The following is a 12,896-nucleotide window of genomic DNA, read 5'->3' on the forward strand; positions in this document are numbered from 1 at the left end:
ATCGGCCGGGCGAAAATCCTAAAGTCGCAGGTCAAGGGCCGGTTCAGCTGAATTACTGCGCGTTGGGAAACAATTACGCAGCGGCAGGAAGCAGGCCCGAGCGCCGCCACAGGGCGCGGCCCGGCCCATCGACCAGATCAAGATCCTTGAGGTACGCCACCACGCGCTCCCCGGCCCAGCGGAGCGTCTCCTGGAAGTGCGGGTTGGCGTCGGCCAGCCGCTTGCCCTCGGCCGGCGACAGCCCGATCGAGCGGTAGACGGCCGGGTGGATCAGGCGCGTTCCGCAGAGGTAGGCGGCCCGGGCGATCACCACCTTGTCGAAGGTGAGCCGCCCCTGGCCGGCCTCGCGCACCTGCCGGGCCAGCTCCTCGCGGGCGTACCGGACGTGCCGCGCCTCCTCGACCACGTGGATCCGGGAGACCATCCGGACCAGCGGCTGCACCTGCTCGTCGGCCATCGCCTCGCGCTGCAGGGTGTCCAGGATCTCCTCGCAGATCAGGATGGCCGCGAACATCCGCGGGCCGGTGCCGGTGGCCGCGATCCACTTGCCGAGCCACGCGTTGACGCCGTCGGGCCGGTACACCGGCGTGCCCAGCGTCGCGATCATCTTGCCGAACATGACCGAGTGCCGGCACTCGTCGGCGACCTCGGTCAGCGCGTACTGCGCGTGCGCGGCGGTCGGGTCCTGCTTGTAGTAACCACGGATCAGCAGCTGCATGAGGATCGTCTCGAACCACACGCCGAGCCCGGCGATGCTGGCCACCTCGTGCCGGGTCAGGGTGATCCGCTGCTGTTCGCTGAGCCGGTCCCACACCGCGGTGCCGTAGAGGCTCGACCGGTGCGGCGGCACGAAGTACTTGCCGTCGGCGAACGGCGCCTCCCAGTCGATCTCCACTTCCGGGTCGTACGAGTGTTCCGCGGACGACCTCAGAAGCCGGGTGGCGGTGCGATCGCGATCCATCAAAACCCTCCCGCGGACTGTGAGGTACTTGACGTTACCTCGGGTAACAGTTACTTCTAGTACTATGAACACGGAGGAGACGCCGGTCAATACGGACGGCCGGAAAGGCCGCTGGGCGGGCCACCGTGAGCAGCGAAGGTCCGAATTGACCGAGGCGGCCATCGAGGCGATCCGCCGGCACGGCCCCGAGGTCGGCATGGACGCCATCGCCGCGCACGCGAAAGTCAGCAAGCCGGTGCTCTACCGCTACTTCGCCGACAAGTCCGAGCTGTGGCTCGCGGTCGGTCAGCGGGCGGCCGGCATGGTGCTCGACGCGATCGTCCCGGCCGTGGCCGCGGTCCGCGAGGAACGGGCGGCGGTCGGCGCGGCCATCGACGCCTACCTCGGGCACATCGCGGCCGACACCAACCTCTACCAGTTCGTGGTCCACCAGCCCGAGATCGCGCGCGGCCGCGACGTCGTGGCCGACGTGGTCGACACCGTGGCCAGCGGCCTGGCCCGGATCCTGGGCGACCGGCTGCGGGCCCGGGGGCTCGACTCCGGCGCGGCGCTCCCCTGGGCGTACGGCGTGGTGGGTTATGTCCAGGCCGTCGGCGACTGGTGGCTGCGGCAGCAGCAGCCGATCAGCCGCGAAGCCCTCGGCGACTATCTGACGACGTTCCTGTGGGGCGGCGTGGCAGGACTTCAGCAGGCGGCGGACGTGCCGGGCGGGCTCGCCGCGTACCGGGAGGAGACGAGCTTTGGCCGATCTTGACGACGAGTACAGCGGTCCCGACGAGGAGTACCGGGGGCCGGCCACGCTGCACGTCGGCGAGGCGGGCCACCCGGTCGAGATCCGGCTGTCGGCCCGGTTCGAGCCGGTCGAGGGACGCTTCCGCTGGGCCGGGCGCACGGCGCCCGACGAGACGCTGCGGGAGCGCGTCGCGGGTGGCCTACGGCAGGCGTCGCTGGCGCTTCCCGGGTCGACAGCGGTTGAGGTACGCCTGAGCGAGCCCGACCCGTGGGGCGGCGTCCGCCTGTCCGGCACGGGAACGCCGCCCTGGTTCGGGAGGTTCGGCGCGTGAGCCACTACGACGTCATCATCATCGGGGCCGGGCTCTCCGGCATCGGCGCGGCCTGGCGGTTGCAGGAGTCGGGGCTCGGCAAGACGTACGCCGTCCTGGAAGCCCGGGACGCGATCGGCGGGACCTGGGACCTGTTCCGCTACCCCGGCGTCCGGTCCGACTCGGACATGTTCACGCTGAGCTACCCGTTCCGGCCCTGGCGCGACACGCAGTCGCTCGCCTCCGGCGACAAGATCCGCGACTACATCCGGGACACCGCCGACGAGGGCGGCATCAGCCGGCACATCCACTTCAACACCAAGGTGGTCGCGGCCGGCTGGTCCTCCGACGACGCCCGCTGGACCCTGACCATCGCCGACGGCTCGACGATGACCTGTTCCTTCCTGTACGCGTGTTCCGGTTACTACAACTACGACCGCGGCTACCAGCCGGACTTCCCGGGACTGGACGAGTACGAGGGACAGCTGGTCCACCCGCAGTTCTGGCCGAAGGACCTCGATTACCGCGGCAAGCGGGTCGTCGTGATCGGCAGCGGCGCCACGGCGGTGACCCTGGTGCCGGCGATGGCGCCGGACGCGGCGCACGTGACGATGTTGCAGCGCTCCCCCTCGTACCTCACCTCGCTGCCCTCACACGACGTCGTGGCCCGAGCGCTGCTCCGCGTGCTGCCCGGCGCCACGGCGAGCCGGATCGCGCGCGCCAAGAACATCGTGATGACGCAGGGCTTCTACCAACTGGCCCGGCGCCGGCCCGACCGCGTGCGCAAGGTGCTGCGGTCGCTCGCGGTCAAGGGGCTCGGCGACGAGGCGTACGTGGACGAGCACTTCAAGCCCTCCTACAACCCGTGGGACCAGCGCCTCTGCGTGATCCCCGAGGGCGACCTGTACACCGAGATCAAGGCCGGCCGGGCCTCGGTGGTGACCGACCACATCGACGCCTTCACGCCGAACGGCATCCGCCTGAAGTCGGGCCAGGTCCTCGAGGCGGACGTCGTGGTCTCGGCGACCGGCCTGTCCCTGCTGCCCATCGGCGGGGTCGAGGTCAGCGTCGACGGTACGCCGGTGCAGCTCGGCGACCAGGCGGCCTACCGCGGCGTGATGCTGAGCGGCGTACCCAATCTGGCCTACTGCATCGGATACGTGAACGCCTCGTGGACGCTGCGGGCCGACCTCTCGCACCGCTACGTCATGAAGCTCCTGCGGCACATGGACCGCAACCACCTCGCCGTGGCCACCCCGACCACCCCGGGCGATTCCGGCCGGCCCCTGCTCGACCTGTCGTCGGGCTATGTGCAGCGCGCCCTCGACGACTGGCCCCGCCAGGGCGTCCGGGCCCCGTGGATCGTCCGCCAGAACTACCTGCGCGACGTCATCACCACCCCCCGAGCCGACGTCACCCGCGACATGCGCTTCCGCCGCGCCACCCCCGCTTCCCACCGAGCCCCCTCCGCCCCTCCCACCGCCGCCCCTCCCGCCGCCGCCCCTCCCGCCGCCGCCTCTCCCGCCGTCGCCTCTCCCGCCGTCGCTTCTCCCGCCGTCGCTTCTCCCGCCGTCGCCTCTCCCGCCGTCGCCTCTCCCACCGTCGCCTCCCAGAAGGGCCTCGCCCCATGACCCGTCTCGGACATTTCCGATTTGCCGGACACACGGCCGTCCTGACCGGTGCGGCGAGCGGGATCGGCGAGCAACTGGCCTACCAGCTCGGTGAACTCGGCAGCCATCTCGTCCTCGTCGACCGCGACGAGGCCCGCCTCAAGACCGTGGCCGACCGCGTCCGCGCGTCCCATCCCGGCCTGACCGTCGACACGATCGTGGCCGACCTCGCCGACCGCGCCCAGGTCGACGGCGTCGCCACCAAGGTCCTCGCCGACCATCCGGCGATCGGCCTGCTGATCAACAACGCCGGCATCGCCCTCGGCGGGCGCTTCGACCAGGTGACGGTCGAGGAGTTCGAGACCGTCATGAACGTGAACTTCCGGGCCCCGATGCTGCTCACCCATGCCCTGCTGCCGGCGCTCACCGCCGCCCCCGGCAGCCACCTGGTGAACGTCTCCAGCCTGTTCGGGCTGATCGCCCCGGCCGGCCAGAGCGCGTACGCGGCCAGCAAGTTCGCCCTGCGCGGCCTGAGCCAGGCCCTGCACACCGAACTGGCCGAGAACGGCGTCGGCGTCACCACGGTGCATCCGGGCGGCATCCGTACGAGAATCGCCGAAAGCGCGATCGTCGGCACCCACGTCCCCACCGCCGAGATCGAACCCAACCGTAAACTCTTCGACGCGCTGCTCACCTATCCGCCGGAGAAGGCCGCCCGGCAGATCATCGAGGCCGTCGCCAAGCGCAGGCCGAGACTGCTGATCGCGCTCAGCGCCAAGGCCCCCGACCTGCTGGCCCGGCTCTTCCCGGTCGGCCACGCCCGCGTCATGCAGTTCCTGACCACCACCTCCGTCAAGATCGGGGCCCGCAAGTGAACTATGTGGAGGTCCAGGGCAGCCGCATCCGCTACCACGCGACCGGCCCCGCCGACGGCCCCGCCGTGGTGCTGCTGCACGGCATCGGCCGCAGCCTGGAGGACTGGCTCCCCCAGCACGACCGGCTCACCGAACACCGCGTGATCAGCCTGGACATGCCCGGCTTCGGCCTCTCCCAGCGCCTGCCGGCCCGAACGACGTTGTCCTCGCTCGCCGAGGGCGTCTGGGCCACGCTGGACGCGCTCGGCGTCACCGACCCCGTACACCTGATGGGCAATTCGCTCGGCGGCGCCGTGGCGATGCAGATGCTGGTCGACGATCCCGCCCGCGTCACCACCCTGACCCTGGTCAACAGCGCCGGCTTCGGCAAGGAGGTCACATTCGCTCTGCGCATGCTCGCCGTGCCGTTCCTCGGCCGCCCCCTGCTCGGCCGCATCGACCCGCGCGTGGCCAAGCGGGTGGAACGCTCCCTGTTCGCCGACCGCGCCCTGGTCACCCGGGAGCGGATCGCGATGGCCGTACGCATCGGACGGCAACCCGACTTCGCCGCCGTCTACCTGGAGATCGCGCGGGCCCTGGGCGGCTTCCGCGGCATCGCCCCCCGCTGGCGCGCCGAACTTCTCAACCGCGTGGTCCGTAACCCCAAGCCCACCCTGATCCTGTGGGGCGACCGCGACCTCATCCTCCCGGCCATGCACCTGACCGCCGCCCGCGCGGCCCTCCCCCACGCCCAGTCCCACCTGTTCGCCGACACCGGCCACATGCCCCAGCTCGAACGCCCCGACGACTTCGCCCGCCTGGTGAGGCCGCTGCTGGCCCTCTCAGCGGAACCGCCGAGGGCACACTCCACCTTGTAACGGCGTCACGCCGCGAACACGGCTGGATGCGACTCCGTCCCCTATTCCGGACGCCGATCGTCCGGCACCCGGTCTACGGTGCCTCCCATGAGCGATATTCCCTGGGAGCCCCCCGTCGCCGGCACCGAAACCGAACACCTGGTCGGCGCGCTCGACCGGATGCGCTGGACGTTCCGCTGGAAGGCCGGCGACCTCACGTCGGACGGCCTCAACCAGCGGCTGCCCTCGTCCACGCTCACCCTCGGCGGCCTGCTCAAACACCTGGCGCTGGTCGAGGACCACCAGATCACCGGCAAGTTCTTCGGCGAGCCCCTACCCGCGCCGTGGGCGACGGTCGACTGGGACAGCACCCCCGACTGGGACTTCACCTCGGCCGCCGACGACAAACCCGAGGACCTGTACGCCCTGTACGACGCCGCCGTGGCCCGAGGACGAGCCCGCCTGACCGAGGCCCTGGCCGACGGCGGCCTGGACCGCCTCTGCCCCCGCCCGTGGCCCGACGGGCGAACCCCGAGCCTGCGCCGCTTCGCCTACGACCTCCTGGAGGAGTACGCCCGCCACGTAGGCCACGCCGACCTCCTGCGCGAGTCCGTCGACGGCCGCGTCGGCGAGGACCCCCCGGCCGACTGGCGCCCCTGACAGCCGACAGGACACTATGGAGATTCGGGTGGACCGGACCACCTTCGACTACCAGGTCCGCCTGAGCCTGTCGGCGCTCGGCCCGGCCCAGAACCACCGGGTCGACGCCGAACTGGTCATCGAGACACCGTTCCTGCTCAGCGACCGCGCCGGCCGCCGGCACAAACTGGATCCCGGCTCCGGAGCAGCCCTGGCCCCGGCCCTCGACCTCTTCCAGCGAACCGTCACCGCCGTCGACATCCGCGCCGACGGAGCCCTCCACCTCACCTTCGGCGAAGGCTTCCAGCTGTCCGTCGCCCCCCACCCCGACTACGAGTCGTGGAGCCTCACCGGCACCGGCGTCACCCCCATCACCATCGGCCCCGGCGGTAGACCGGATGGCGTGTCGACTCCTGGCGGATGTGACCATCTCACGATGATCGAGTTTCGCTTCGAGCTGTACCCGCTGGGTGAGGTGTCGCCCTGGGGCGAGGAGCGGCCGGCGCTGCACTGGTTCGGGCTCACCGAGGGCTGGTACTGGATCGAGGTGAACGGGCATGAACTGCTGCGCCGCACGCGCGCCGATGGGTCCCCGCCGTATGTCGACTACTACGTGGCTCGGCTCTGGGAAGACGTGAACGTGCTGACCCCGGCGGTGCTGGAGGTGGTGCCCGGCACGTTGCAGCCGTTCATCGCCTCGGAGTGGAAAGGCGGGAATCTGCCGTGGTCCATCGACGAGGAACTGGCGGCCGAGTGGTACAGCGAGCACTACCTGGACTTCGGCTACATACGGAACCCGCCGAGTGTGCGCCTCTGGCGAACCGTCGACGGCGATCGCGACGAGGTGACGCTCGACTAGCGGCATGAGGACGACGAGGAGATCGGCTTCACCGCCGGCCCGGCCGTACGGGTCAGCGTCCCGGCCGCCGACTATCTCGAGGCCGTGCGCACTCTCGACCGCCAACTGATGAACGCGATGCGACAACGGATCGACGAGCTGCGGCAGCGGGGCGGTCTCCCCGGCATCGAACTCGACCTCGCCGCCTTGGATCGGGAGCACGAGGACCGTACGAACTGGCTGGGCTTGAACCTCTCCCGCTCCCCCGGAACCGACTGGAAGGCCGTCACGCGAGGCGCGAAACACCTAGGCGCGAAGCAAGATGACCCTTGACCAATAGTCACCAATGCGGGAGGCTGTCTTCCTCACCGCCGCCAGGCGTGACCGACAGCCCGAGAGGGGTTTCCTGGCCGTTGCGGTTCTCGAGGCATGCGGAGGAATGGCATGAACGACGTTCTCGAGCAGACGGAGTCCGGCCGCGAGATCGCTCGCCGAAACTTCGAGCAGGGCTTCGAGCAGGGCTTCAGGCAGGGCTTCGAGCAGGGCTACGTCGACGGGATGCGCGCGCTTCTGCGAGCGCGATACGGCGATGTCGCCGACCTGGACAACCTCGCCCGGCGGCTGACTGGCCGCGGACACGGGAGTAACATCGTGCGCATCGTCGCCGGCGCCACCTTGGCGGAGCTCCGTTCCTAGGCCGAGTTGGACGCGCTGACAGATCCCCGCCCGGCTCGCACACCGAACTCAGCTTGGCAGGCCCACGTGTACCGAGCCCGCCAAGCCGACAAGACTGATCTATGTCAGACGCCATCACCCCCGCTCGCGCCGGATCCCTCCGGGCGTCGGGGCATCGGCGGGTCGACTTCACCAGCTGATGTCGGCGCTTTTTCACTCGTTAGTGCACCAGCCGGCTTTTCTTCCGTGCCGGCCGCTTCGACGACGGGCTCCTTCGGAGCCTTCGCCCAGAATTTGATGGAGAACGCAAACGGCTGCCAGGAGATCTCGAACGCTCCGCCGGTCTTGCTCGCCTTCCTCACAAGGTCGAACGTCACCAGGAGGAGACCCAACGAGATCACGAGGGAAACGACCGCTGCGATCAGACGAGCGGCGTCTCCCACGGTTGCGTCCCGCTAGCGGTAACTGTTCATGGTGCGGGCTGCCCTTCTGCAATGGGGCTTATAGGGGCGTGTCGACGCGCCACCGCCAACTGTTCTCGCCTATGTGCCTGCTCCCTCAGGCGTCAGGTCGGCCGGTGGAGGTCTCTCCCGCGCTCGAGTGAGGTGAAACGCCACCGATGCCGGGCTGCCCGTAAAGGCCTCCGTGTTGACGACACCGATGCGCAGGGATACTCCCCTCCGCACCGGACAATACGCCCACTGGGCAACCCCTGGAATCGCCGCGGCTGCGGGCCGGGATCCGCGTCTGCGGAGGTGATCCGTCACGCGAGGCGCGGGTCACCGCTGAGGCCGGAGACGGGTAACTAGGCGCAGCGCAACACGCTTCTTGACTAGTAGTCACGAGGTGCGGGAAGCTGTCCTCCGCGCCGCCGCCAGGCGCGGAATGGGGGAGACAAATGGCTAAAAGCGTGGCCTCCGATGTCGCGTCGCCACGGGCGGCGCCCGCCCGCGACTTCGATGGTCTGTACAAGGCGTTGCTGGACGCGCACCCTCGTGAGGCGCTGCAGGTTTTGTGCGGTGCGCGCCTTGACGACAGGGCGGTGATTCTCGATGGCCCGACCGAATTGCCCCGGCAGCGCAGCAGTCAGCGTGACAAGACATATGTGGTTCAGTACGGCGAGGGAATCCCGACCGACATCTATCATGTCGAGGTCCAGGTGCAACGCACCGAGGACTTCGAGGAGCGAATGGTGGACTACTGGGCGGGCCTGGCGCTGAAGTATCGGCGGTCGACCCACCGGATCCATCAGGTGGTGCTCTGGCCGCTCGGCGGGGTTATCCGGGCCGGTTCGAGCGCGATCAGGCCCGGCTGAACTACCGATCGGTGAACATTCCCGGCGACGTGGATCCGGGCTTGCTTCTCGCCAGCCCTCTGGCGCCGTTGGCGTTGTGGTCACAGCAACCGCCGGACGATGTCGTCGAGCAGGTTGTCGATCGGATCGCCGCGACTGCGGCGCTCGAGGAGAAGTTGGTGCTCATCGAGCTGGGTATGCTCGTGGGAGGTTCCCTGGCGGTTGCGGTTCTCGAAGCATTGCGGAGGAAGGGCATGAACGACGTTCTCGAACAGACGGAGTCCGGCCGCGAGATCGCTCGCCGAAACCTCGAGCATGGCCTGGAAAAGGGCCGAGAGCAAGGCCGGGAGCAGGGCGTGGAGCAGGGCCACGTCGACGGGATGCGCGCGCTTCTGCGGGCGCGGTATGGCGACATCGCCGACCTGGACGACCTCGCCCAGCGGCTGGCCGGCCGCGACCACGAGGGGAACATCGCGCGCATCGTCGCCGGCGCCACCCTGGCGGAGCTACGTTCCTAAGTTTTGTCTGACGCGATGACAGACCCCCGGCCGCGAACCGCGACCGGGGATCTTTTGTGCGTGGGTCAGTGGGCCATCGCCGGCGGGGCGTCGGGGTCGACGTCCAGGGGGCCGGTGCGGAACAGGAGGGCGGCGACGATGCCGGCCAGGACGAAGAAGCCGGCCGACCACCAGAAGACCGTGGTGTAGCTCTGCAGTGCGGCCTCGGCGGCCAGCGTCGGGGACGGGGTGTGCGAGGACGCGTAGTTCGTGGCGGCCGTGGCGGCGAAGGAGCTCAGCAGGGCCGTGCCGATCGAGCCGCCGATCTGCTGGACGGTGTTGATCATTGCTGAGGCGACGCCGGCGTCGCGGTGCTCGACGCCGCTGGTGGCGGCGTTCTGCGTGGGGGCGAAGACCAGGCCCAGGCCCAGGCCGATGATGATCAGGCCGGGGAGCACGCCCGAGGCGTACGTCGAATCGAGGTCGAGCCTGGTCAGCAGGACCATGCCGGCCGCCGCGACGAAAGCGCCGAGCGGAACCAGCGGGCGCGGGCCGATCTTCGGGGTGAGGATCGAGCCGGCCGTGGTCGCGGTCAGCATGATCGCGCCGAGCATCGGCAGGAACGCCAGGCCGGTCTTCACCGGGGTGAAGCCGAGCACGGCGACCAGGTAGTACGTCAGGAACAGGAAGATGCCGAACATGCCGGCGCCCGCGATGGCGATCGACGCGTACGAGCCGCCGCGGTTGCGGTCGAGGACCACGCGCAGGGGCAGCAGCGGGTTGGCGACCCGGCGCTCCACGAGCACGAAGGCGATCAGGACGATGACGCCGACGATGATCGGGCCGAGCGTCCAGCCGCCTGTCCAGCCGTCCGTCTCGGCGTTGGCCAGGCCGTACACCAGGGCGACGAGGCCGACCACGGCCGTGATCGAGCCGATGACGTCGATCCGCCCGTGGCGGGCGACGGGCTCGTCCTTGAGCTTGAGCGAGGCGCCCACGACCGCCAGCGCGGCGATCACGAGGTTGACGTAGAGGCACCAGCGCCACGACGCGTACTCGGTCAGCACCCCGCCCAGCAGCAGGCCGATGCCGCCGCCGGCGCCGGAGATGGCGCCGAAGATGCCGAAGGCCTTGCCCCGCTCGGTGGGCTCGGTGAACGTGGTGGAGAGCAGCGACAGCGCGGCCGGGGCGAGGGCGGCACCGAAGGCGCCCTGCAGCGCGCGGGCGACGATCAGCAGCTCGAGGTTCTGCGCGGCGCCGCCGAGGGCGGAGGCCAGCGCGAAGCCGATCAGGCCGATGAGGAACATGCGCTTGCGGCCGACGAAGTCGGCCAGCCGGCCGCCGAGCAGGAGAAGACTGCCGAAGGCGAGGGCGTACGCGGTGACGACCCACTGCCGGTCGGCGTCGCTGAAGCCGAGGTCGGCCTGGGCGGTCGGCAGGGCGATGTTCACGATCGTGGCGTCGAGCACCACCATGAGCTGAGCGAGGGCGAGGACCACGAGCGCCCACCAGCGCCCCGTGGTCCCCGTCCCGCGTGTTTCGAGTTGATCAACAGTGGTGGTCATCGAGTGCCTTCCAGAAACTTAAGTTGAGGTTGCCCCTCCACATAACGCAGCGTAGCAACGGAAGTTGAGTAGTTCCCTCCGTTTAGATGTACGCTTGGCCACATGCCAGCCACCGCCTCCCGACCGCTGCGCCGCGACGCCCAGCGCAACCGGGAGCGCATCATCGAGGCCGCGCGCGAGGTGTTCGCCACGCGCGGCTTCGCCGCCACGCTCGACGACGTGGCCCATCACGCCGGCGTCGGCGTGGGCACCGTCTACCGCCGCTTCCCCACCAAGGAAGCACTGGTCGAGGCGATCTTCAGCGAGCGCATCGCGGCCATGGTGGCCCTGGCCGAGGAGTGCCTGGCCGATCCGAGCGCCTGGGACGGCCTGACCCGCTTCATGACGGCCGCCTGCCGTACGCACAGCGAGGACCGGGGCCTGCGCGACGTCATGCTCAGCCTGGGCATGAAGAAGCGGTTCCCCGAGGCCGGCGACCGCATGGAGATCGTCATCATCGACCTGGTCGCCCGGGCCAAGGCCGAGGGCACGCTGCGCCCCGACTTCGAGGCCACCGACGTCCCCATCATCTTCACGATGGTCAGCGACATCGGCGGGGCGGGCCCACAGGCGTACGAACGCTATCTGCGCCTGGTCATCGACGGCCTGCGCGTCTGCTCAGGCAACACCCCGCTGGGCGACCCGCTCACCCGCGACGAGGTGATCGCCCTGCTCAGCGACTGCGTGCCGGCGGTCAAGCCCCGATCCGCAACCGCACCGTGACGGTCTCCCCCACGTCGAGCCCTTCCTTGCGCCGCACATCGGTCTTGATCGGCACGATGTAGCGCCCGTCCTTGGGCCACAGCGAGGTCGTCCACCCGGTCTCCCCGATCCGCGCCGTCACCGGGATCATCCCCCACCCGTAACTCACCAGCGACGACGCGGCCTCGATCTCCCGGCACTCGTCCTCGGGCACGGTGACGAAGTGCCACGGCGCCGGCCCCCGCCAGAACCAGATCTCCCCCGCGAACTCCATGTCCATGCGATCACCATATTGAAGCCGCGCCATACGTCACCGGAGAGTGAGCCAGCGCGTCGCCCAGGGCGGTGCGGGTGTACAGCACCGAACGGCCGTCTCGGGCCCGTTCCACCAGGCCCGCCTGGTGCAGCACCTTCAGGTGGTCGCCGACGGCGCCGATTGTCATGCCGTACGCCCTCGCCAATTGGCTTGTGCTGGCCGGCTCGGCCAGCGTGACCAGCAGCAGGGCGCGCGAACGCCCGATCAGCGCCGCAAGGTGGTCCGGTGCCCGCGGCGGGCCGTGTTCGAGCAACGTCGCCACGCCGCGCGCCGGATAGACGATCGCCTTGGGCCAGGGCGCGTCCGCGTACACCGCGATCTCGGGCCAGATGAACACCGACGGGACGAGCAGGAGGCCTTCGCCGTTCAGGTGGGTGGTTCCGCCGTGCCGTCCGATCAGGTCGATTCCGCCGTCGCGCCAGCGCACCTTCGGGTGCAGGCCGGTCAGCGCCGCCTCCCATCCCGAGCGGCTCAGCTCTCCGCCGCGGTGCACGACGTCGCGTTCGCAGAGCAGCCGCAGCCGGGGCCAGTCGTCGGCGAGCAGGGCCTGCCACGCCTCCTCGAGCTGATCGGCCAGCCGGTCCAGCACGTCGCGGGCCGCCAGGACTCTCCGCGCGGCCGCCGTCGTGTTCGGCTGCCGCCGCAGATAAAAGTCGATTTCCTTCTGTACGGCGTCAGGCGGCCCACCCCGAAGCTCGCGCAGGTCGTCCTCGATCGTCTGCCCGTGTCTCTGCGGCGGCGGGGTCAGGAACGTCGCCCCCGACCGCGGCAGCCGCAACGCCAGGATCGCCTGCATGGCCGGCCGCGACCGCATCGGCTCGAACCGGGGCCTCAGCCGCTTCAGCCACACCTCCGGCACCCCTTGCCGTTCCGGGCTGGCCACCGCGTGGATCAGGTGGTGCAGTTCGAAGACCGGCGACAGTGCGAACCGCGTACGCAAAAGGTCTTCAGCCCCGACGACGAACCGCTGCACCCCACGACCTTACGCCTCGTGGCGAAACATTCG

General features: G+C 69.8%; 15 protein-coding genes and 1 pseudogene. 11 read left to right on the forward strand and 5 right to left on the reverse strand.

From position 1 onward, the window contains the following. Positions 1 to 73: 73 nt before the first annotated feature. Positions 74 to 961 (reverse strand): diiron oxygenase, encoded by an 888-nt coding sequence (locus tag AB0C26_RS33835; RefSeq protein ID WP_360255893.1) that lies wholly within the window; start codon positions 959 to 961, stop codon positions 74 to 76. Positions 962 to 1,025: 64 nt separating this feature from the next. Between AB0C26_RS33835 and AB0C26_RS33840 the strand changes: the two genes are divergently transcribed. The 8 genes and pseudogenes from AB0C26_RS33840 (at position 1,026) to AB0C26_RS33875 (ending at position 7,498) form a co-directional block, all read left to right on the forward strand. Then, complete coding sequence (locus AB0C26_RS33840) at positions 1,026 to 1,715, forward strand: TetR/AcrR family transcriptional regulator (protein WP_360255895.1); 690 nt, start codon at positions 1,026 to 1,028, stop codon at positions 1,713 to 1,715. Then, the gene (locus AB0C26_RS33845; RefSeq protein WP_360255898.1) at positions 1,702 to 2,025 is read left to right on the forward strand and encodes a DUF4873 domain-containing protein; all 324 of its coding nucleotides are present in this window, start codon (positions 1,702 to 1,704) and stop codon (positions 2,023 to 2,025) included. The genes AB0C26_RS33840 and AB0C26_RS33845 overlap by 14 nt, the downstream gene beginning before the upstream one ends. Then, positions 2,022 to 3,635: an NAD(P)/FAD-dependent oxidoreductase gene (locus AB0C26_RS33850; protein ID WP_360255900.1), complete on the forward strand. Its 1,614-nt coding sequence runs from the start codon at positions 2,022 to 2,024 to the stop codon at positions 3,633 to 3,635. The genes AB0C26_RS33845 and AB0C26_RS33850 overlap by 4 nt, the downstream gene beginning before the upstream one ends. Then, positions 3,632 to 4,489, forward strand: coding sequence for an SDR family NAD(P)-dependent oxidoreductase (locus AB0C26_RS33855; protein WP_360255902.1), 858 nt, complete (start codon positions 3,632 to 3,634; stop codon positions 4,487 to 4,489). The genes AB0C26_RS33850 and AB0C26_RS33855 overlap by 4 nt, the downstream gene beginning before the upstream one ends. Continuing rightward, positions 4,486 to 5,346, forward strand: a complete 861-nt coding sequence (locus AB0C26_RS33860; RefSeq protein ID WP_360255904.1) for an alpha/beta fold hydrolase — start codon at positions 4,486 to 4,488, stop codon at positions 5,344 to 5,346. The genes AB0C26_RS33855 and AB0C26_RS33860 overlap by 4 nt, the downstream gene beginning before the upstream one ends. 87 nt (positions 5,347 to 5,433) lie before the next feature. Further along, positions 5,434 to 5,985: a DUF664 domain-containing protein gene (locus AB0C26_RS33865; RefSeq protein ID WP_360255907.1), complete on the forward strand. Its 552-nt coding sequence runs from the start codon at positions 5,434 to 5,436 to the stop codon at positions 5,983 to 5,985. 28 nt (positions 5,986 to 6,013) lie between these two features. Further along, a pseudogene (locus AB0C26_RS33870) lies at positions 6,014 to 7,135 on the forward strand (DUF5984 family protein). Positions 7,136 to 7,246: 111 nt separating this feature from the next. Further along, a complete protein-coding gene (locus AB0C26_RS33875) occupies positions 7,247 to 7,498 on the forward strand; it encodes a hypothetical protein (RefSeq protein ID WP_360255911.1) in 252 nt (83 codons plus the stop codon). A gap of 104 nt (positions 7,499 to 7,602) precedes the next feature. On the opposite strand, the gene AB0C26_RS33880 is transcribed toward AB0C26_RS33875, so the two are convergent. Further along, positions 7,603 to 7,920, reverse strand: coding sequence for a hypothetical protein (locus AB0C26_RS33880; protein ID WP_360255913.1), 318 nt, complete (start codon positions 7,918 to 7,920; stop codon positions 7,603 to 7,605). Positions 7,921 to 8,375: 455 nt separating this feature from the next. Here AB0C26_RS33880 and AB0C26_RS33885 point away from each other — a divergent pair, with 455 nt between their 5' ends. Both AB0C26_RS33885 and AB0C26_RS33890 read left to right on the forward strand, forming a co-directional pair. Beyond that, the gene (locus AB0C26_RS33885; protein ID WP_360255916.1) at positions 8,376 to 8,792 is read left to right on the forward strand and encodes a hypothetical protein; all 417 of its coding nucleotides are present in this window, start codon (positions 8,376 to 8,378) and stop codon (positions 8,790 to 8,792) included. Positions 8,793 to 8,803: 11 nt separating this feature from the next. Continuing rightward, the gene (locus AB0C26_RS33890; protein WP_360255918.1) at positions 8,804 to 9,289 is read left to right on the forward strand and encodes a hypothetical protein; all 486 of its coding nucleotides are present in this window, start codon (positions 8,804 to 8,806) and stop codon (positions 9,287 to 9,289) included. Positions 9,290 to 9,354: 65 nt separating this feature from the next. Here AB0C26_RS33890 and AB0C26_RS33895 read toward each other — a convergent pair whose 3' ends face one another. Continuing rightward, positions 9,355 to 10,833 (reverse strand): DHA2 family efflux MFS transporter permease subunit, encoded by a 1,479-nt coding sequence (locus AB0C26_RS33895; protein WP_360255920.1) that lies wholly within the window; start codon positions 10,831 to 10,833, stop codon positions 9,355 to 9,357. A gap of 102 nt (positions 10,834 to 10,935) precedes the next feature. Between AB0C26_RS33895 and AB0C26_RS33900 the strand changes: the two genes are divergently transcribed. Continuing rightward, positions 10,936 to 11,595, forward strand: a complete 660-nt coding sequence (locus tag AB0C26_RS33900) for a TetR/AcrR family transcriptional regulator (RefSeq protein ID WP_360255922.1) — start codon at positions 10,936 to 10,938, stop codon at positions 11,593 to 11,595. Here the strand turns inward: AB0C26_RS33900 and AB0C26_RS33905 are convergent. Both AB0C26_RS33905 and AB0C26_RS33910 read right to left on the reverse strand, forming a co-directional pair. Then, the gene (locus AB0C26_RS33905; protein WP_360255924.1) at positions 11,567 to 11,854 is read right to left on the reverse strand and encodes a DUF1905 domain-containing protein; all 288 of its coding nucleotides are present in this window, start codon (positions 11,852 to 11,854) and stop codon (positions 11,567 to 11,569) included. The genes AB0C26_RS33900 and AB0C26_RS33905 overlap by 29 nt on opposite strands. A gap of 4 nt (positions 11,855 to 11,858) precedes the next feature. After that, complete coding sequence (locus tag AB0C26_RS33910) at positions 11,859 to 12,863, reverse strand: DUF5937 family protein (RefSeq protein ID WP_360255927.1); 1,005 nt, start codon at positions 12,861 to 12,863, stop codon at positions 11,859 to 11,861. Between the last annotated feature and the right edge of the window lie 33 nt (positions 12,864 to 12,896).

The organism is Actinoplanes sp. NPDC048796 (assembly GCF_040650035.1).
GTDB lineage: Bacteria > Actinomycetota > Actinomycetes > Mycobacteriales > Micromonosporaceae > Actinoplanes.